At 48.8% G+C, this 19,579-nt stretch carries 15 protein-coding genes; 14 read left to right on the forward strand and 1 reads right to left on the reverse strand.

Features of this window, described 5'->3' with window-relative positions; all coding sequences use genetic code 11:
• Nucleotides 1-27 precede the first annotated feature (27 nt).
• From gspG to H9J30_RS18065, 8 genes are read left to right on the forward strand one after another with little or no spacing between them, the layout of a single operon-like run.
• Nucleotides 28-462: a type II secretion system major pseudopilin GspG gene (gene gspG, locus H9J30_RS18030; RefSeq protein ID WP_011715426.1), complete on the forward strand. Its 435-nt coding sequence runs from the start codon at nucleotides 28-30 to the stop codon at nucleotides 460-462.
• A 1-nt stretch (nucleotide 463) separates the two neighbouring features.
• Nucleotides 464-1,036 (forward strand): type II secretion system minor pseudopilin GspH, encoded by a 573-nt coding sequence (gene gspH, locus H9J30_RS18035; RefSeq protein ID WP_240132268.1) that lies wholly within the window; start codon nucleotides 464-466, stop codon nucleotides 1,034-1,036.
• On the forward strand, nucleotides 1,023-1,391 hold the full coding sequence (gspI, locus tag H9J30_RS18040; RefSeq protein ID WP_240132269.1) for a type II secretion system minor pseudopilin GspI: 369 nt from the start codon (nucleotides 1,023-1,025) through the stop codon (nucleotides 1,389-1,391). Before gspH ends, gspI begins: the two co-directional genes overlap by 14 nt.
• Nucleotides 1,372-2,139 (forward strand): type II secretion system minor pseudopilin GspJ, encoded by a 768-nt coding sequence (gene gspJ, locus H9J30_RS18045; protein ID WP_240132270.1) that lies wholly within the window; start codon nucleotides 1,372-1,374, stop codon nucleotides 2,137-2,139. Before gspI ends, gspJ begins: the two co-directional genes overlap by 20 nt.
• Complete coding sequence (gene gspK, locus H9J30_RS18050) at nucleotides 2,136-3,134, forward strand: type II secretion system minor pseudopilin GspK (RefSeq protein WP_240132271.1); 999 nt, start codon at nucleotides 2,136-2,138, stop codon at nucleotides 3,132-3,134. The genes gspJ and gspK overlap by 4 nt, the downstream gene beginning before the upstream one ends.
• A gap of 48 nt (nucleotides 3,135-3,182) precedes the next feature.
• Nucleotides 3,183-4,370 (forward strand): type II secretion system protein GspL, encoded by a 1,188-nt coding sequence (gene gspL / locus H9J30_RS18055; protein WP_240132272.1) that lies wholly within the window; start codon nucleotides 3,183-3,185, stop codon nucleotides 4,368-4,370.
• A 1-nt stretch (nucleotide 4,371) separates the two neighbouring features.
• Entirely contained in the window at nucleotides 4,372-4,848 is a 477-nt protein-coding gene (locus H9J30_RS18060; protein ID WP_240132273.1) for a type II secretion system protein M, read from the forward strand.
• 14 nt (nucleotides 4,849-4,862) lie between these two features.
• Nucleotides 4,863-5,624 carry a type II secretion system protein N gene (locus H9J30_RS18065; RefSeq protein ID WP_240132274.1) on the forward strand — a complete coding sequence of 254 codons (762 nt, stop codon included), beginning with the start codon at nucleotides 4,863-4,865 and terminating at the stop codon, nucleotides 5,622-5,624.
• A gap of 60 nt (nucleotides 5,625-5,684) precedes the next feature.
• On the opposite strand, the gene yrfG is transcribed toward H9J30_RS18065, so the two are convergent.
• Entirely contained in the window at nucleotides 5,685-6,347 is a 663-nt protein-coding gene (gene yrfG, locus H9J30_RS18070) for a GMP/IMP nucleotidase (RefSeq protein ID WP_240132275.1), read from the reverse strand.
• A gap of 126 nt (nucleotides 6,348-6,473) precedes the next feature.
• Here yrfG and H9J30_RS18075 point away from each other — a divergent pair, with 126 nt between their 5' ends.
• The 6 genes from H9J30_RS18075 (at nucleotide 6,474) to H9J30_RS18100 (ending at nucleotide 19,570) form a co-directional block, all read left to right on the forward strand.
• Entirely contained in the window at nucleotides 6,474-7,073 is a 600-nt protein-coding gene (locus H9J30_RS18075; protein ID WP_240132290.1) for an aspartyl/asparaginyl beta-hydroxylase domain-containing protein, read from the forward strand.
• Entirely contained in the window at nucleotides 7,051-9,060 is a 2,010-nt protein-coding gene (locus tag H9J30_RS18080) for a phytanoyl-CoA dioxygenase family protein (RefSeq protein ID WP_240132276.1), read from the forward strand. The genes H9J30_RS18075 and H9J30_RS18080 overlap by 23 nt, the downstream gene beginning before the upstream one ends.
• Nucleotides 9,060-10,229 carry a hypothetical protein gene (locus H9J30_RS18085; RefSeq protein WP_240132277.1) on the forward strand — a complete coding sequence of 390 codons (1,170 nt, stop codon included), beginning with the start codon at nucleotides 9,060-9,062 and terminating at the stop codon, nucleotides 10,227-10,229. The genes H9J30_RS18080 and H9J30_RS18085 overlap by 1 nt, the downstream gene beginning before the upstream one ends.
• Nucleotides 10,216-10,725 carry a GNAT family N-acetyltransferase gene (locus H9J30_RS18090; protein ID WP_047540293.1) on the forward strand — a complete coding sequence of 170 codons (510 nt, stop codon included), beginning with the start codon at nucleotides 10,216-10,218 and terminating at the stop codon, nucleotides 10,723-10,725. The genes H9J30_RS18085 and H9J30_RS18090 overlap by 14 nt, the downstream gene beginning before the upstream one ends.
• Before the next feature lie 157 nt (nucleotides 10,726-10,882).
• Nucleotides 10,883-11,581 carry a phage tail protein gene (locus tag H9J30_RS18095; RefSeq protein WP_231570482.1) on the forward strand — a complete coding sequence of 233 codons (699 nt, stop codon included), beginning with the start codon at nucleotides 10,883-10,885 and terminating at the stop codon, nucleotides 11,579-11,581.
• Nucleotides 11,582-11,704: 123 nt separating this feature from the next.
• Nucleotides 11,705-19,570 (forward strand): Ig-like domain-containing protein, encoded by a 7,866-nt coding sequence (locus H9J30_RS18100; protein ID WP_240132278.1) that lies wholly within the window; start codon nucleotides 11,705-11,707, stop codon nucleotides 19,568-19,570.
• The last annotated feature ends 9 nt before the right edge of the window (nucleotides 19,571-19,579 follow it).

Below are 19,579 nucleotides of genomic sequence, written 5' to 3' on the forward strand. Positions count from 1 at the left end.
GTGCTGGTTTTTTAGGAGATGTAGTCGATGCAAATGAACAAAAAGCACAAGGGTTTTACCTTACTCGAAGTGATGGTGGTGATTGTTATCCTCGGTATTTTGGCGTCTATGGTGGTGCCAAACCTGATGGGCAACAAAGATAAAGCTGACCAACAAAAGGCGGTGTCTGACATAGTCGCGCTCGAAAATGCCTTAGATATGTACAAGTTAGATAACGGTGTGTATCCAACGACTGAACAAGGTTTAGAGGCCTTAGTGCAAAAACCTACTATTTCACCCGAGCCACGTAATTACCGTGAAGAAGGTTATGTGAAGCGTTTACCGCAGGATCCATGGCGTAATAACTACTTACTGTTAAGCCCAGGCGAAAACAGCAAGTTAGATATCTTCAGCGCAGGCCCTGATGGTCAGCCAGGTACCGAAGACGATATCGGTAACTGGAACTTACAGAATTTCCAATAAGATGTTAATGCTGCGCCACGCCGGCTTCACCTTAATGGAGGTGATGCTGGTGATTTTGTTAATGGGACTCACCGCTGCGGGGGTGACTATGTCTATTGGCAATTCAGGCCCACAACAGGCGCTGGAAAAGACTGCGCAGCAATTTATTGCCGCCACGGAGTTAGTGCTCGATGAAACCGTATTGAGCGGCCAATTTATCGGGATTGTGGTGGAAAAAACAAGTTATCAGTTTGTTTTTTATAAGGATGGTAAATGGAATCCATTGGAGAAGGACAGAATTTTGTCCGAGAAACAAATGGAGCCCGGTGTCGTCATCAATTTAGTGCTCGATGGTTTGCCACTCGTTCAAGAAGACGAGAAAGATGAATCTTGGTTTGAAGAACCTTTAATCGAGCCCTCAAGCGAAGATAAGAAAAAGCACCCAGAGCCACAGATTTTGCTATTCCCCAGCGGTGAAATGAGCGCTTTTGAGCTGAGTTTTATCACTAAGACAGATAAAGGGCCGCTCGACGTATTAGTGGTGGGTGATGCCCTTGGCCGTTTAACCCTAGGGCGACCCGATGAAATACGCTAAGGGAATGACGTTACTCGAAGTGATCGTGGCGTTAGCTGTGTTTGCTGTTGCTGCCGTTTCCATCACTAAAAGCTTGAGTGAGCAAATTGCGAATATGCCGATTCTGGAGTCGCGCACTCTGGCCCAGTGGGTAGCAGACAATCAAATGGTCGATGCAAGGCTTGATCCGCAATTTCCTGAATTAGGCAAAAAAGATGGGCAAGTAGAACTCGCGGGTAAGGATTGGTACTGGCGAAAGGAAGTGGTGAAAACCACCGACGATAACTTTCGTATGATCCGCATTAGTGTCAGCGAAGATGAGCGTTATCAGCGTATTGCAGCACAAGTGAGCAGTTATGTCCTTAAAACAAACTAAGGCTCATAAGGGATTTACCCTGCTGGAAATGCTGATCGCGATTGCGATTTTTGCCATGTTGGGGTTAGCGGCCAATGCGGTACTCAGCACAGTGCTGACCAACGATGAAGTGACGAAAAACTTCTCTACCCGCTTAAAGGCATTACAACAGGGCTTTGGTGCCATTGAGCGCGACCTTGGGCAGATGGTGGCGCGCACTCCCAGATTACTCGAAGGCGGCCGTGGTACCACAGTCTTCCAAACGGGTAACGATATTTTAGACTCGGAGTCAGAGGCTTTAGTGTTCTACCGCTTAGGCTGGCTTAACCCCGACGGTTTATTGCCCCGTGGTAGCATACAGTCCGTTGCCTATGTGGTGCGCGAGGGAAAATTAGAGCGCTGGTATTTTCCTTACCCTGAGCCAGAATTTGGCGCTGAGCCTATTAAGACCGTCATTATCGATAAGGTGCTATCGGTCGAGTATTCCTTCTTTATGGAAGACAAATGGGAGCGTAAGGTCGAGGCGACCAAGTTACCCAAAGCCATCGCAATGGAAATTGAGATTGAAGGCTTAGGCAAAATTCAACGTAAGTTTATGTTGCCCTTGGGCGCGGCGGCGCCAGAGAAATCCAATGATGAGGACAACAATAACGACAACGCCGATGACAATAAAGACGACAACGGCGACCAAGACAATAATGGCGATGGCTCGGGTAACGGTGAAGAAGATCCCGGCAAAGCCGACCCAGAAAATGAGGATGGCGCATGATAAGGCGAAGTCCTGCTAAACAACGTGGGGTCGCACTGATTGTGGTGCTACTGATTGTGGCTATGGTTGTGATTATCGCCACCAATATTACCAGTCGCAATCAACTGTCGATGCGCCGTACCTTAAACTTGGCCCAGTATGATCAGGCTTACTGGTACGCGATTTCCGCCGAAGAACTGGCGAAGAAGATCCTCAAGCAGGATTTGGACGATTCGGAAGGCCGCGTACACAAACAACAATATTGGGCCATGAGCGACGTGGTGTTTCCGGCTGAATATGGTGAGATTGCAGGCAAGATCACCGATATGCGCTCGTGTTTTAACTTAAATGCTTTGTCTGTCACCACAAAAGAGGTTGAAAATGGTCAACCTAAATTGCCCTTGGCGGCCAAGCAATACAAAGCATTATTAGTGAGTTTAGGGATGGATGATTTTACCGCCGATCATCTTACCCAAACTCTAAAAGATTATATTGATGAAGATACGGTTGCCAGTCCGTATGGCGCTGAAGATGCCGAGTACGAAGCGCGCCATGTGCCTTACCGTGCGGCCAACACCCTAATGAATCATAGGAGTGAGCTGCGGGCAGTCATGGGATATTCGCAGGATATTTATCTGAAGTTATTGCCCTATATTTGTGTGATCCCAGGGAGTGACAGGCAACTGCTGAATGTGAACACCATAGATGTCGAGCAAGCGGCGCTACTGGCAGCAATGCTGGATAATCAGATATCGGTTGGTGAGGCCGAAAGTATTATCAACCAACGTCCCGGCGATGGTTTTGCCAAGATTGATGATTTTTACGAATCCTCCTCAATGGGGTCGATTAAATGGGAAGATGCGATGAAGTCGACTTTTGTTATCGACAGTCAATACTTCCTCCTCGCCTCAGGCGCTAAGGTCGACAACGCCATTTTTAGGATGGAAAGTGTGCTCAAAAAGGGCAGCGGTAACAAAATGGATGTGCTCACCCGTCAGTTTGGTGGACAAAAATAATAGCAAACAAGCTCAATCTTTTAAGATGGAAGCTGGTGGAGAAAAACTGTGAGTGAACGGCTATTTATTCGCTTAGGCAGAACCGCAGAGCATGCTTGTTCTTGGCTGGTTTGGTCCGAACAAGAACAAGAAATTATCGCCTCTGGTGAACTTGCCAATGCCCAAGGCTTATCAACCTTAACTGAGCGTGCGGGCAATCGTCCTATTGACGTATTGGTGCCAGCCTCAGCGATGACGCTCACTAGTGTCCATCTGCCTGAAAAGGGTCAGCGTCAAGCCTTGAAAGCGCTGCCTTTTATGCTGGAGGAATCTATCGCCGATGATGTGGATGCGATGCATTTTACCGTTGGACCACGCAATGGCGATGCCCTCAGCGTAGTGGCTGTCGCCCATGAGCAAATGCAAACTTGGCTCAGTTGTTTGGCCGAAGCCGGCTTAAAAGTGAAGCGTATCGTGCCCGATTGCTTGGCCTTGCCATTGCAGGAATGCCAATGGGCGGCCATGCGTTTTGGCAATGAGTTATTACTGCGAACGGGTTTAGGAACGGGCCACAGTCTGCCTTTACCTTGGTTGCCTGTGGCGATGAAGCAACTGACGGCCCAAGCAGAGGAGCTGTCGGTCGCCAGTTATAGTGAGATGCAATTGGATGGGGTTGAGCTTAAGCCACAGCCGCTCGATTTACCTATGCTGGTCCTGGCGCGCGGCATTTTACATGCGCCCATCAACTTACTGACAGGTGTTTATACACCTAAGCGAGAGTACAGTAAGCACTTGTTGCAATGGAAGAATGCGGCCATTGTATTGGCCGTTGCCATTGTGTTGTCGCTCGTGAATAAAGGCTTAACCATTCATCAAGTCAATGGCCAAATCGCCGATCTTAAAGCGCAGAGTGAAGCCATTTATCAGCAAGTGGTGCCGGGGAATACACGTATCGTGAACTTACGCTCGCAGATGGAGAGCCAGCTACGGCCACTCCAAGGTCAAGGCAGTGGTGCTGAGTTTTTTTCTATGCTGGCGGGTTTGCAAGACGCCTTTAAACAAGTGCCTGAGCTAAAACCTAATAGCTTACGATTTGAGAGTGCCCGTAATGAAATCCGTATGCAGGTCACGGCTAAAAATTACGCGCAAATTGAGAAGTTTAAAGAAATTGTTGGCCGTCGTTTCCAAATGGATGGCGGCACAATGAATAGCGGTGAAGAAAAGGTCACCAGTACCTTAACCTTGAGGAGCAAATAAGATGGATAATTTGCGGACTTGGTGGCAAGGGCTTGCGTCGCGCGAGCAACAAATCGTCGGCTTTGGCGCCGTATTCTTAGTGATCGGTATATTTTACTGGGGCATTTGGACGCCAATCGCGAACGCGGAGGCCAATGCGCTACGCAACTTAACGGCGCAGCAGCAAACCCTGACGTATGTAAAACAAACCGCGAACAAAATTGCTGGCTTAAAACAAAGCGGTGCTAAACCGACAATGTCAGGCAGCTTAAGCTCGGTCGTTAACCAAACAGCGGGCAGTTACGGCTTAGTGATCACTCGCATGCAGCCCCAGGGCGATAAAATCCAAGTGTGGATGGATGATGTGCCATTCGATGCCCTGCTCAATTATTTGAGTGACTTAGTGCAGAAAAAAGGCCTATCACTTGAGAGTGTTGATTTGGCTGAGGCCGACGCGCCAGGCTATGTCAAAGTGAGACGTATCCAACTAGCGCAATAGATTAAGGTGTAGCTGTGAGTCTGATAAAAAAGATCATTATTGGTGTACTGGTTTATATCGTGTTTCTAGTGGTGTTATTTCCCGCCAGTGTGGCTGTGCGCCTCGCGCCATTGCCTGCAAATGTGGGGATTTCCGGGGTGAGCGGCAGTATTTGGTCGGGCAGCATTGAAACCTTGAATATTCAGCAGCGCCAGCTGGAGCAAGTGCGTTGGGAGCTCAGCCCTTGGTCGTTATTTTTAGGTAAAGTAAAACTTGATTTTCAAGTGGGTAGCCGTGCAACGCCCATGAGTGCTAAAGGGTTAATTACTTGGTCAATGGCTGGCATTAGTGCGCAGGGATTACGCTTTGAAGCGCCCGATAGCTTTTTAATTGGTAATGCTAAACTGCCCTTTAGAACCGAAATTAACGGTGAAGTCAGCTTGCTGGTTGAAACCCTCAAGCAAGGTAAACCTTGGTGCGAACAGTTATCGGGTAAATTGTTTTTAAATCAAACCAACGTGAAAAACCAATTTGGTGATTACCCACTGGGTAATATCGAACTGGGGCTGAGTTGTGTTGAGGGTAAAGCACAGCTCGCAACCGATGAGAGTAAAAATCAGTTGGGGATTAGCGGCACGTTACAGTTAGACGAAGGCAATATGGTTAAGGTTGCCGCTAAGATCAAGGAGACTAACGAGCAGCCGGAAGATATGCGTAAATCCCTCGGTATTCTCGGTCAGCGCGGCAGCGATGGTTACTTCCCTATTGTTTATCAGGGACGTATCCCGGGGCTTTAATCTACCCCCAAATGTGATATTTGATAAAGGCACCTTGGGTGCCTTTTCTATTCCGAGGGGTTAACTTGTGAGATCGTTAAGCAATACACGATAGTCGCTAATGGCCGGAAAATCATTGAAGGTTTTGGCAGGTTTTTGGCTATCGGGATTGCTGCTCCCAAGCTGATGCCCCACGCCTGCTAAGCGCGCCGCATTTAAAATGGGTTCGCTATCATCGATAAACAGACAACGCTCAGGTACTAATGCAAATTGCTTAAACAGTGTTTGCCAAAATTGCGGATGCTCTTTCGGGTAACCCGTTTCATGGCTCGAAATCATTGCATCCAAGCCGCTCCCAAGTTCTGTATGTTCAAGTTTAAGGGCAAGACTTTTAGGGTGCGCATTGGTCACTAATATGCGTTTTTTCCCCGCTGCTTTGAGGGCGTCAAGAAAGGGCATGCTGTCTTGGCGCAGCTGAATACGATCAACTAAGGTGCGATGTAATCCCATAATGTCGAGCTGCAATTCGGCTTGCCAATAATCGATGCAATACCAGTTCAACGTTCCCGCAACTTTGCTATAGGATTCAACGACTAATTTGTGCGCTTGGTCTTGGCTCAGCCCACGTTGCCTGCTCAGTTCCTGCGGTACAAGACTCAACCAAAAATGGTTGTCGAAGTGCAAATCTAGCAAGGTGCCATCCATATCGAGCAGTACTGTATCAATGGTCTTCCAGTCAAACATGGGATTTCCTGTTTTATAAAATTGGCCTGAGTGGCAACTTAGGATTAAATCTGTCTACCTTGCCAGCCTGACACTTTGTGCTAGGCTTGGTAAATGAATTTTTTGTCTAAAATAAGACACTTGGATATGGATATCTGCTCTTTCGCCTTGCTTGCTCAAGTCCCGAATGCCATTAGTTTACAGCAAGAACTTACTCCTTTGTTGCAGCATGAGTGGTTACCACATATTAATCAGCGTGATTATCACTCGGGTTCTCAGGGCGGTTGGGATGTGTTGGCACTACGCTGTGCCGAGGAATACCACGCCGCCCATCCCATTTTACAAGCCTTTTCCATTAGTGCTGCCAATGAATGGGATAATTTGCCTGCGCTTGAGTCGAGTCCCACATTACTGGATTTTATCCAATCACTTGCGTGCCCCGTGAACTCCGTGCGCTTGATGCGCTTACACGCTGGTGCCGAAATTAAACCTCATCGGGATCAGGGATTATCCCTTGAACAGGGGGAGGCTAGATTACATTTGCCCTTACAAACCCATGATCAGCTTTATTTTTATGTGAATGATCAACGGGTGCCGATGCAGGCAGGGGAGCTTTGGTATATCAATGCAGATCAAACCCATTGGGTTGCCAACAAGGGATTGAGCGCCAGAATCAATTTGGTGATCGATTGTAAAGTCAATTCATGGTTAAGGGAGTTAATCCATGGCGCAAAGATTAAAGCCTGATATCAGGCAGAACAGGGAACGTATTGAATTGACTCAGTTTGCACACGCGCTACTGCAATCTCGCTCTGCAGGTGAGGCTAAGCGGCTTATTGATCCTATATTGGCGCAGTTATGCCAATTGACGGGATTGGTGCTACATCCAGCATGTTTTCTCGATACTGAGGCGAGTATTACGGCTTTTGGCAAGGCGGTGTCACCAACAACTGCGGCGCAATGTGCGGAGGATCCTGAACGTAGCCGGGTATTTATTCAGGGAATTCATCAAGCGATACAAGATAAGCTCGCAGCCAAGCCGGATTGTCCTGTGCAAATACTCTACGCAGGCACAGGGCCTTTCGCTTGGTTAATCTTAGCCTTATTGCCGTTATTTACGGCTGAGCAAGTGCGAGTAACCTTACTCGACATTCATCAAGCGTCATTGGAGTGTGTTGAAAAGTTGCTGGCATATTTCGACGTAGCTGACCGTGTGGAGGCTCTGGTCTGTGCCGATGCGACATGTTGGCAGCCTGTTGCGGGGCAAGACTTTGATTTAATTGTATCTGAAACCATGAAGCACTTACTGCAACAGGAGCCGCAGGTACAAATTTTTACGCATTTGCAAGCCTTTCTAAAGCCCGATGGTTGCCTGCTCCCTGAGTTGATTGAGTTGGATGCGTGGCTTGAAATTAAGGGCCAACCACTGACTTATTTGGGACCCTTATTTAGCCTTGATTTACCCAACGCGCGTTTGCTTGCTCAGGGCGATGACTATTTGTTGAGCGGCAGTTTATTACTGCCAAACTATACTCTCCAACCTGTGAACCTAAAACTGACGACTCAAATCCGAGTATATGGTGATCATGTCTTAGCCGAGAACCAGTCCCAACTCACCTTAAGCCAATATAAGAAATCACTATGGCTTAACCCATTGGGTAGATTGAACTTTTATTACCGGCAGGGTGAGCATCCTGATTTTGTCTTCCAATACCAAGAGTATAAATTGGAGCTCGCCGCAAGTGAGGATCTGAGCAGTTTAGGGATTTTCCATTTGCAACGTCTATGGCAAAAAAGTCAGTTGCAAAAACGAGGGCTGTGTTACTCGGTGCCAGTAAGTGAATGGAGCCTAGACAAAGCGCTGCTGGATCTTTGTGGTATAGGGTTAGAGCCTGGGATGAAGGCGCTCTATCGATATGATAATCAGATTGATTTTGAAGCATTTATTCAGCGAGCGACCCAATTGACCGCAGCGGATATTGATGGCATCAACCAACGATTGCGCACCTTATCCGAAGGCAAGCAACAAAGCGTTGTCACCGACACTGCGGATGCTTCTGGCTTACCTACGGTTCTTACCGATGCTCAGCTCGCGTTTTGGCAACGGGAAGGTTATCTAGTCATCCCGCAAGTGTTGTCAAAAGCGCAATGCGCCGCGAGTCGAGCCGTGATTTGGCAACAGCTTAGCGCGAATGAAAATGATCCATCAACTTGGTATCAGTCCCATGAGTTGATGCAGAAAATCATGCTGCAGTTATTTCGTCATCCTATCCTCGATGCCAATCGGCAAGCACCTCTAATCCGTCAAGCCTTTGAACAATTATGGCAGCGAACTGATTTAGTGATGACGACTGACCGAGTGAGTTTTAACCCTCCTGAAACGCCCACTTGGCAGTTTCCTGGCCCCAATATGCATTGGGACATGCCACTGCAACTACCTGTGCCATTTGGAACACAAGGATTAATTTATCTTACGGATACCCCTGCCGAGCACGGGGCATTTTGCTGTGTTCCCGGCTTTCACCTCAAAATTGAAACCTGGCTACAGGAACAAAACAAGACTGATATGGAGTTGCAGCAACAGCATTGGGACGAGTGGCCGATTAAACCTATCGCCGCGAGCGCAGGGGATTTAATTATTTGGCACCATGCCTTGCCCCATGGACCGACGCCAAATCGAGGCGTGTTACCACGTATGGTGCAGTACATTAATTTCTATCCAATGGCCAGCTAATGATTAATTTTAATGAACAACAGCAATGCTATTGGCAATTGCTGCATCAGCCTGAATCATTGTATTTACTGTATCAAGCGCAGGATGTTGAACATTTTGTTGCCTTGATGGCAGACTTCCTCAATTGGCCTGAGCTAAATTTAGAGCAGATGCTGGCATTTATTGCCTTACAGCAACCAAGCTTCATTCCGGATTTAGCACGCTTCAGCCAAGTGTGGTTTCCTTCTCATTATCATGCTCAAACCAAAACAATCAGTTGGGTTCCTGTCTTTCAGCGGTTATCAAAACCTTTCTTGGAGGACGATATCTGCGATGCTCGTCGTGGTTTACTGGCTAGTTTTATCCAGCCTCAAACCTTGCTCGAACCCTTATTATCCCAACGCGAAAGTTTGCCAGCGATCAATCCTAACTTGATGATTTTCCATTGGTCCCGTTGTGGGTCAACACTGGTTTCTAGCAGTTTTTCCCTACTCAATACCTGTCGAGTGCTGTCCGAATCAATGCTCTGTAGCGATGTTATGCATGATGGCGATTGGCCTTTGGTGCTAAAACCACAGTTGGTGGATTTATGTTTAAGGTTGCAGGGTCGATTGAGGCCAGATGAGCGTGAGCTAGTGATCAAGTGCAATGCGTGGGATTTAGCCTGTTGGCCCATGTTGCTGGCACTCTATCCAGACAGCCGAGTGCTATGTTTGATGCGCCATCCCAGAGATATTTTGGCTTCGCATCAACGAGAAGCTGGGATGCATATGGCGGGGCGGGTAAATGCCTTATCTTCCTCAGTGTTACCACTTGTTGATAACAGGAGTGGGGAGGTTAGCGTGGAAGCTTTGCGGATTGGCGTCTTGCAATATTTTGCCCAGCAAACCTATGCGCTATATCAATCTGGCCGAGGCTTGGTATTGGATTATCAGCAATTAAAAGTGTTTAAACCGACCACACTCTGCGCCATGTTGGAATGGCCGTTGTCTGCCGAGGATATTGAACGCTGGCAAACGCACAGGCGTTTTGATGCAAAGCAGCAAGGGCAATTGTTTACGCCCATGGTACCCACGCACTCTTTTACCCCATTAAATGAATCACAAGCTATCTCATGGCAGCTGTTATTGAATGCTTATGAGCAACTGTTACAACTTCTAGATCGAGATGAAAACCATGATGCTAGTTGAGTTAAATCCATTAACTGGCTTGAGCGTTCAGCCAGCCAATGCAAACGATAACCTATTTTTGGCAGAGCTTTTTTATTCAACAAAAACCTTCTTCTATGAGTTAGGGCTACCCGCTGGAATCGCGCAAAGCATGCTGGAGCAACAGTATCGGCTACAGCAAGTCGCTTATCAGGAGCAATATCCCAATGCCATTACTTATATCTTGTTTTATCAACGGCAAGCGGTCGGCAAAGTGATGATCGATATTAATGAGCATAGAATACATCTTGTTGATTTTATTATGGTGTCGACTATGCGAGGCCGTGGTTTGGGTTCGGCAGTGTTAGAGGCGGTTAAGCTTGAGGCGACGCAACGTCAGTTGCCTGTCCACTTATGCGTCGAGCGCGAAAATACTCAGGCTAAAAAGCTGTATCTGCGGCATGGATTTAAGCTCGAAAGTTGTTCCGACACCCACGAATCGATGCAATGGACTTACATAGTGCGTGATTATTTCTAGTGATTTTTTGGGGCGCAATTGTGTTTGTCGATTTTTAAGATATGTTTAATTGTAAGCATATTGTTTTATTGAGGTTAATTATCTTGGTTAATCTTCCCATTCTGTGATGTGGATGATGTTGCAATAAGCAAAAGGAACTCGCCGTCGATTAAATGTCGTGAGTAATGAAATCGTTGAAAAACGCTACATAGACAAAATCGTAATTTTAAGGAGAAAAACAATGTCAGATCCATTTATTGGAGAAATCCGCATGTTCGCTGGTAATTTCGCTCCCCGTGGCTGGGCGCTTTGCAATGGACAGTTATTGGCCATTTCCACCAACAGCGCGCTCTTCTCTCTTCTGGGTACAACCTATGGTGGCAATGGCACCACAACTTTTGGATTGCCTAACTTGCAAAGCCGTACTCCTGTGGGTACAGGAACTGGGGGAGGTTTGACAACAGTTGCTCTTGGGCAGAGCTCAGGTGCTGAGAACATCAATCTTACAACCAATCAGCTACCTATTCATACACCAACAGCCACTTTCGCTGGCAATGCAAGTAGTGTGGCTGCAACGGTTGATGTTGCTACCACTACTGGCACTGCAATGGTTCCTCCTGCAACGGGTGCGACTACCTACCTCTCTGCTACGACAGCGAAGGCGGGGCCTGCAAATGTTGCGTTTAATGGATTGTTTACTGGTACGGCGCCAGACTCTACAAAGGCTAGCCTCGGTGGAGTGCAGGGTAGCGTAACACCAACAGGCTCGGTCACCGTCAATCCTGTTGGTGGAGGACAGCCTGTCGGAATTCGCAATCCTTACTTGGGTATGAATTTTATTATCGCGTTGGAGGGTATTTATCCGTCACGTAATTAACGTTGGATAATTGCTATTAAATTAATTCAGTAATCCAGAGGGAATTAAATCTTCTGGATTGCTGGTTTTAGCTACTTTAGCTAAATCAAAAATTTTCGTACACAGCGATTAAGGGGGCTTAATATGTCATGCTGCAAAACAGATCATCCCGATGATCGATATCAAACTCCGGCTTGTGGATTCGTAAACATAAATACGGGCATTAAGTGGATCGTTCAACTGGGTTTTGCAGCAGTAGTGTTGCTAAGTATGAGTGTCAATGCGGCTTCAATTCCTTCTAATGTCATTGTAGATTTCAATGCTTCTGGTTTTGTTGAGAGCGCAGACCATGGGGCAAATGTTTTTACACAGGGTGACTTTAAAATAACTTACAGCGCCGCTAACTGGTTTCAGGATACGGATGATGGTCAGAGTAATTCTGCCGGGTTATTTGCAGGTATGTATTCTGGAGTTGAAGCAATTACTGTCGAAACCACCTCGGGCAATGAATTTGACTTCGTTAGTTTTTACATCAATGCATTTGGTGGTGGTTTTGCCTCGGTTGAGGGCTTTAGAAACGGATCATCTGTTGGGACTCAAAGTACTGGGTCAGGCTTTGGTCAGGCTAATGGCTCATTTACTGTAACGTTAAACAACAATCCCTTTGATAATGTTGACAAGGTAGTTATTACTTCAAATAGCAGCGGTTATTTTGATGTATTTGATAGCTTTGTATTAAATACGGTTCCTGATATCACCCCTCCAACAGTCACCAGCGTAGGTGTGCCTTCGAATGCAACTTATATCACTGGGCAATCACTGAGTTTCACCGTTAATACCAGCGAAAACGTCATCGTGAACACTGGTGGTGGAACTCCCCGCATCGCATTGACCATTGGCGCCACAACCAAATACGCAACCTACTCGTCGGGATCTGGAACCGCTGCGCTTGTCTTCAGTTACACGGTTGAGAGTGGTTTGGTTGATTCTGACGGTATTACCATAGGTGCGCTTGGTTTGAACGGCGGAACCTTGAAGGATGCTGCCAATAATGACATGACGCTGACGCTAAATTCCGTCGGCTCCACAACCGGTGTTCTTGTGGATAGTACAGCACCCACCGTTTCTTCTGTGACAGCCAGTACAGCCAATGGCACTTATAAAGTGGGTGATAGCATCAGTATCCAAGTCAACTTCAGTGAAGCGGTTACAGTAACTGGCACGCCGCAATTAACCCTTGAAACAGGCACAACAGATCGCACGATTAATTATGCGAGCGGTAGCGGTTCAAGCACCCTTACATTTAGCTACACCATTCAGTCCGGTGATAGCTCAAACGATTTGGATTATGTCGCCACCAATTCATTGTCGTTAAATGGTGGCACTATTCGCGATGCGGCCACCAATAATGCGATCCTTACACTGGCTTCACCCGGAGCGGCTAATTCATTAGGTGCTAACAAAGCGCTGGTTGTGGATGGCGTTACACCGTCGGTAACCAGCACAGCTCCTGTTGGTGGCGCGGTATCAACGGACACCAGCGTGGATTTCACCGTGAATTTCAGTGAGTCTGTCAGCAATATTTCCACTGACGATTTCGCTTTGGGTACTACGGGTAGTGCAACAGGCACGATTGCTAGTGTATCTGCGAGTTCAGGCTCCAGTGTGACAGTGACGGTGAGTAGCATTACTGGCAATGGTACGATAAAGCTCAATCTAAACGGTTCCACCAATATTTCTGATGCGGCTGGCAATGCTGGCCCGGCTGCTTATACCAGTGGTACGACCCATATGGTCGCCATTCCAACGGCACCGGATGCTCCCACCATAGGGGTTGCAACAGCAGGTGATGGACAGGTTTCCGTCTCCTTTACTGCGCCGTCCAATAACGGCGGCTCGGCGATTACCGGTTACACCGTGACTTCCAGCCCCGGCGGTATTACTGCAGGTGGTAATGGATTCACAACGTCTCCGATAACGGTGACTGGCCTTACGAATGGTACGGCTTATACTTTTACGGTAACCGCAACTAATGCCATTGGAACAAGCTCTGCCTCCGCGGCTTCCAATTCAGTGGTGCCCAAAGTTAATCAAACAATTACTTTCAATAATCCCGGCGCACAGAATTTTGGTACCAGTCCGACCCTAAGTGCGACCTCTAGCTCGGGCTTGACGGTCAGCTTCTCATCTTCAACGACGGGGATCTGTACAATCACCTCTGGAGGTGCGCTGACCTTTGTTAACTCTGGCTCATGTACTATCGATGCGGACCAAGCTGGGAATGCTGCTACCAATGCTGCAACGACGGTAAGCCAAACCTTTAGCGTTAATGCCGTCGCGCCTAGTGCCCCAACTATTGGCTCCGCAACCGCGGGTGACACTCAAGCATCGGTTAGCTTTACAGCTCCCGCCAGCACTGGTGGAGCACCGATCCTTGCCGGAGGCTACACTGTTACCGCTAGCCCCGGTGGTGCAACGGGTACTGGATCTGGTTCGCCGATCACAGTCACAGGGCTGACTAACGGAGTCACCTATACTTTTACCGTTACAGCGACTAACTCCGCAGGAACGGGTGCAGCATCAGCAGCATCCAATTCAGTTACACCCGCATCGCCTCAAACCATTACTTTTGCTAACCCTGGGGCGCAGAATTTTGGAACGTCACCCAATTTGTCTGCCAGCTCAACATCAGGTTTAACCGTCAGCTTTAGCTCATCGACCATAGGGGTATGTACGGTTAGCGGTTCAACTTTGACTTTTGTCACTGCAGGTACTTGTACCATCAACGCTGAGCAGGCTGGTAATTCGTCCTATCTGGCCGCCGCCACGGTCAGCAGAACATTTATAGTAAATCCTGTTGTACCTAGTGCGCCAACAATTGGCACAGCAACTGCTGGAGATACTCAGGCCAGTGTTGCCTTTGTTGCTCCAACTAATACTGGTGGCACTTCGATTACGGGCTATACCGTGAGCGTCAGCCCGCCGGATGTTGCCCCTGTTAATGGTGCCAGTTCGCCAATTTTAGTGACAGGCTTGACCAATGGCCAAGCTTATACATTCACTGTTACCGCCGATAACTCGGCGGGTACAGGCGCGGCTTCTAGTGCTTCCAATTCGGTGACACCTAAATCAAATCAAACTATTACCTTTGCTAACCCTGGAGCGCAAAACTTTGGTACATCGCCGACACTGGCCGCTACGTCCGATTCTGGTTTGATTCCGACATTTACATCATCGACCCCCGGCGTGTGTACCATTACGAGTGGTGGCGTATTGACCTTTGTTACTGTGGGTACTTGTACCATCAACGCAGATCAAGCAGGCAATGCGAGTTATTTGGCTGCTGTTCAAGTTAGTCGTTCATTCAGTGTCAATGCCGTTGTGCCAAGCGCGCCAACAATCGGCGCTGCTACTGCGGGGAATGCTCAAGCAACGGTGAGTTTTAGTGCCCCGGCATTCACTGGCGGTGCGGTCATTACGGGTTACACCTTAGTGTCTACTCCTGGCGGTATTACGGCATCGGGTGCATCTTCACCTATCACTATAACTGGATTAACCAATGGGACTTCCTATTCATTTACTGTTGCAGCTATAAACTCAGCCGGAACCGGTAGTGCCTCCACGGCGAGTAACGCAGTGAAGCCTAATGGCGCCCCGACGATTACCTCAACAGCACTGACCAGCGCCAGCCAAGATGCGGCCTATAGCTACACCATGGTAGCGAGCGACAGCGATGTGGGCGACAGTGTGACCTTAAGCGCCGTGACCTTACCCAGCTGGCTGAGCTTTAATGCGGGTACTGGCGTGTTAAGTGGAACCCCAACTAACGCTAACGTTGGCAGTCATGCGGTGGTGCTGCGGGTAACCGATGTAGATGGTCTCAGCGCAGAGCAGAGCTTTACGATAGTCGTGGCTAACGTTAATGATGCGCCGACTATCACCTCAACGGCAATCACGAGCGCCAGCCAAGATGCGGCCTATAGCTACACCATGGTAGCGAGCGACAGTGATGTGGGCGACAGTGTTACGTTAAGTGCCATCACACTGCCAAGCTGGCTAAGCCTTAATGCGGCCACTGGCGTGTTAAGTGGTACCCCAACTAATGCCAATGTCGGCAGTCATGCGGTGGTGCTACGCGCCACCGATGTCGATGGCTTAACCGCAGAGCAGGGTTTTACGATAGTGGTGGCGAACGTTAATGATGCACCGACCATCACCTCAACGGCGTTAACCAGTGCCACTCAAGATGCGGCCTATAGCTACACCATGGTAGCGAGCGACAGCGATGCAGGTGACAGTGTCACCTTAAGCGCAGTCACTGTGCCAAGTTGGCTGAGCTTTAATGCGGGTACTGGTGTCCTGAGTGGTACGCCAACTAACGCCAATGTCGGCAGTCATGCCGTGGTGCTACGCGCCACGGATGTGGATGGCCTGACGGCAGAGCAAAGCTTTACGATAGTGGTGGCGAACGTTAATGATGCACCGACTATCACCTCAACAGCACTGACCAGCGCCAGCCAAGATGCGGCCTATAGCTACACCATGGTAGCGAGCGACAGCGATGTGGGCGACAGTTTAACCTTAAGCTCAGTCACACTGCCAAGCTGGCTAAATTTCAATGCGGGTACTGGCGTGCTAAGTGGAACCCCAACTAACGCCAATGTCGGCAGCCATGCGGTGGTGCTACGCGCCACGGATGTGGATGGCCTGACGGCAGAGCAAAGCTTTACGATAGTGGTGGCAAACGTTAACGATGCACCTGTCGCTTCTAATCAGTCAGTGACATTAGAGGAAGACAGTTCGGTGATGATCACGCTTGCGGGTCAGGATGCCGATAATGATCCTCTGACCTATGAGATCACTGCTCAGCCAGTGTCTGGCACCTTAGAGCAGCACGGAAATGTGTGGTTGTATACGCCAGAGAAGGACTTTAATGGCAGTGATTCTATCGGTTTTATTGCAAAAGATGCCGAGCTAAGCTCAGAGCCTGCCACAGTAACCATTACGGTTACGCCAGTGAACGATGATCCTCAGACGGTCGATGACAGCTATACCTTAACCAGCGCGTCTAATGACACCTATTCGCTGGCGGTGTTGGCAAATGATGTAGATGTGGACGGTGACACGTTAACTATTGATGGCGCGGCGGCGGATATTGGTAGTGTACAAATCACCTCGGATGGGCTGAGTTTTACTGCGCCAAAGGCGTATGTTGGACCTGTTGGCCTGCGTTATACCATTAGTGATGGTAATAAAGGGCGAGCAACCGCCAAAGTGAATGTGCTGATTGAAGGCGCTGACTCAGCGAGTCAACCCGTGATCACCCTCCCTGATGATGTGGAAGTGAATGCGTCAGGCCTGTTTACGCGGGTGAAACTCGGTTTTGCCAAGGCGGTTGACCGTAATGGACATCCATTACCAGTGTCGCTGGTGAATAAGAGCTTGTTCTTCGCTCCTGGCAACTACTTAGCCTATTGGCAGGCAGTAGACAGCGAGGGCAACAAGGCTATTAAGGCGCAGAAAGTGAAGGTAAATCCTCTGATTTCGCTGAGCAAAGATCAAGTGGTTGGCGAAGGTAATCAAGTCACTGTCAGCGTTCATCTTAATGGAGAGGCACCAAGCTATCCGCTGAGTATTCCTTACACAGTGTCAGGAACGGCAGATAGCGGCGACCATGACTTGGTTGATGGTGTTGTCGAGATAACCTCGGGACAAATGGCAGAAATCCACTTTACTACCCTGAATGATGGTGTGAGCGAAGGGAATGAGGAGGTGCTAATCAGCCTTGACCCAAGCCTGAATCTTGGTAGTAAGCAACAGACCCAAGTGATGATTACCGAAGCCAATATTGCTCCACAGGTCAGTTTGGCGGTGACTCAAGCTGACCAACAGCAAGTTATTGTCGCGCAAAATGGTGGTGATGTGCATATTCGTGCCTCCGCCTCCGATGCCAATGAGCAAGATACGTTAACGCTGATGTGGGCAAGCGGCGCGTTAAGTTTGCAAGCGGATGCGACGGGTATGACATTCTCTCCAGTAGCGGTAACTCCGGGGATTTATCCCGTGAGCTTAACCGCGACCGATGATGGTTCGCCGGTGCTGTCGAGTACCGAAACCGTGTACATCGTAGTGCGTCCAAGTTTAGCCGCATTGACGAGTGCCGATACGGATGGCGATTTAATCCCCGATGTTCAAGAAGGCTATAGCGACAGTGATAGTGATGGTATTCCTGATTATTTGGATGCCAATAGCGATTGCAATGTGATGCCAGAAGGCGAATTACAACCAGTGTACTTCTTGGCAGAAGGGCAGGCAGGCGTTTGCTTACGTCTGGGGAATATTGCCCTAAGCCGTGGGCAGAGCGGTGTGCAACTACAGCTTGAAGTTGTGGCTGAAGATGCTTTAGCAGCCAATGTGGGCGGTATTTTCGATTTTATCGCCACGGGTCTGCCACAACAGGGGCAAAGCTATAGCTTGGTATTGCCACAACGCTCGCCTGTTCCAGCGAATGCCGTCTACCGCAAGTTTAATGCGCAAGCGGGCTGGCGAGACTTTGTGATTGATGCAAACAACACTGTCGCGAGTACTGAGGGCGAACGTGGTTTCTGCCCTCCGCCGGGGGATAGCCGTTGGACGCCGGGGTTAACTGAAGGCCATTGGTGCGTACAGTTGACTATCGAAGACGGTGGCCCGAACGATGATGATGGCGTAGCAAACCGTACTATTGTCGACCCGAGTGGCGTTGCCGTGATGCTCAATGGTAACAACTTGCCCGTCGCCCATCCTGACTCGGCAACGATCGCTTGGAACCAGAGTATCGATGTGAACGTGCTTGCTAACGATACTGACAGCGATGGCGATAGTTTGAGTGTCACTCAAGTGATCAGTGAGTTTGGTACTGTCACGGTGCTGGCCAATCAGCAGCTCAGTTACACACCAGCAGCGGATTTTATTGGCACCGATGTGTTGGTGTATAGCATTACCGATGGCAAGGGCGGCACCGCGAGTAGTGAATTGACGATCGTGGTGAATGGCAATACTGCGCCAGTAACAGTGAATGATAGCGCCGCAACCGATGATAGAACCAGCTTGCTGATTGATGTGCTGAGTAATGACACCGATGTGGATGGTAATACATTGACCCTGCTAAGCGCGACGGCTCAACAAGGCACGGTTGCTATCGAATCGAACAAGCTGCGCTACATCCCTAAAACGGGGTTTGATGGTGTGGATACCGTGACTTATCGCATCAGTGACGGTCTAGGTGGTGAAGCAACGGGGCAAGTGCTCATCACGGTAAAGGCCTATCAAGAAGTGATTATTGATAATAAATCGGGGGGCGGCAGTATGGGCTTATGGGCTCTAGGATTAGTCTTGGCATGCGGCATGTTACGTCGCCGAGAGTTGCAGCGGTTGGCCTTTGGCTGCCTGTTATTGCTAAGTGTGACGCAACAAGCGCAGGCGACAGACTGGTATATCGAGGGGTTTATCGGTCAAGCGAAAGCCGATAAAACACTGCCTGAGTTAAACGTCCAAGTCGGAGAGGGACAGCTCCTCAACGTGGATGACTCTGATACCGCATTCGGGGTGAGTTTGGGATACCAATGGACACCCACCGTGGCTCTGGAGCTAGGCTATGCTGACTTTGGTGAAGGGGGCGCGAGGATAAAGGGCGCGACGTTAACGCCTGAGCAATACCATGAGTTGGTGAAGACGGTCACTCCCGTGCTTGCCGATGGGGTGATGCTGGGGCTGAGATTCACTCTACTGCAGCATGAGGGGTGGTGCTTTGAGGTGCCCGTTGGCGTGTTCCACTGGCAAGCTGATATCAGCAGTACCATGGGAAACACCACCATAGCGACGGATTTAGATGGCACAGATTGGTATACTGGGGTGCGCTTTAGTTACCAATTTAGCGATGCGTGGTCGGTAGGCGTCGGCTATCAATACATCGATATCGAACCGAATGATTTACTGAGCTATCAGCTCAATCTGCGATATCGGTTTTAAGCTAACGCG

Origin of the sequence: Shewanella cutis (assembly GCF_022410515.1) — a bacterium.
Taxonomy (GTDB): domain Bacteria; phylum Pseudomonadota; class Gammaproteobacteria; order Enterobacterales; family Shewanellaceae; genus Shewanella; species Shewanella cutis.

Excerpts from the sequence above, each read along its gene's own strand:
- gspG (WP_011715426.1), top strand. The coding sequence starts at position 28 with ATGCAAATGAACAAAAAGCACAAGGGTTTTACCTTACTCGAAGTGATG.
- gspH (WP_240132268.1), top strand. The coding sequence starts at position 464 with ATGTTAATGCTGCGCCACGCCGGCTTCACCTTAATGGAGGTGATGCTG.
- gspI (WP_240132269.1), top strand. The coding sequence starts at position 1,023 with ATGAAATACGCTAAGGGAATGACGTTACTCGAAGTGATCGTGGCGTTA.
- gspJ (WP_240132270.1), top strand. The coding sequence starts at position 1,372 with ATGTCCTTAAAACAAACTAAGGCTCATAAGGGATTTACCCTGCTGGAA.
- gspK (WP_240132271.1), top strand. The coding sequence starts at position 2,136 with ATGATAAGGCGAAGTCCTGCTAAACAACGTGGGGTCGCACTGATTGTG.
- H9J30_RS18060 (WP_240132273.1), top strand. The coding sequence starts at position 4,372 with ATGGATAATTTGCGGACTTGGTGGCAAGGGCTTGCGTCGCGCGAGCAA.
- yrfG (WP_240132275.1), bottom strand. The coding sequence starts at position 6,347 with ATGTTTGACTGGAAGACCATTGATACAGTACTGCTCGATATGGATGGC.
- H9J30_RS18075 (WP_240132290.1), top strand. The coding sequence starts at position 6,474 with ATGGATATCTGCTCTTTCGCCTTGCTTGCTCAAGTCCCGAATGCCATT.
- H9J30_RS18080 (WP_240132276.1), top strand. The coding sequence starts at position 7,051 with ATGGCGCAAAGATTAAAGCCTGATATCAGGCAGAACAGGGAACGTATT.
- H9J30_RS18085 (WP_240132277.1), top strand. The coding sequence starts at position 9,060 with ATGATTAATTTTAATGAACAACAGCAATGCTATTGGCAATTGCTGCAT.
- H9J30_RS18090 (WP_047540293.1), top strand. The coding sequence starts at position 10,216 with ATGATGCTAGTTGAGTTAAATCCATTAACTGGCTTGAGCGTTCAGCCA.
- H9J30_RS18100 (WP_240132278.1), top strand. The coding sequence starts at position 11,705 with ATGTCATGCTGCAAAACAGATCATCCCGATGATCGATATCAAACTCCG.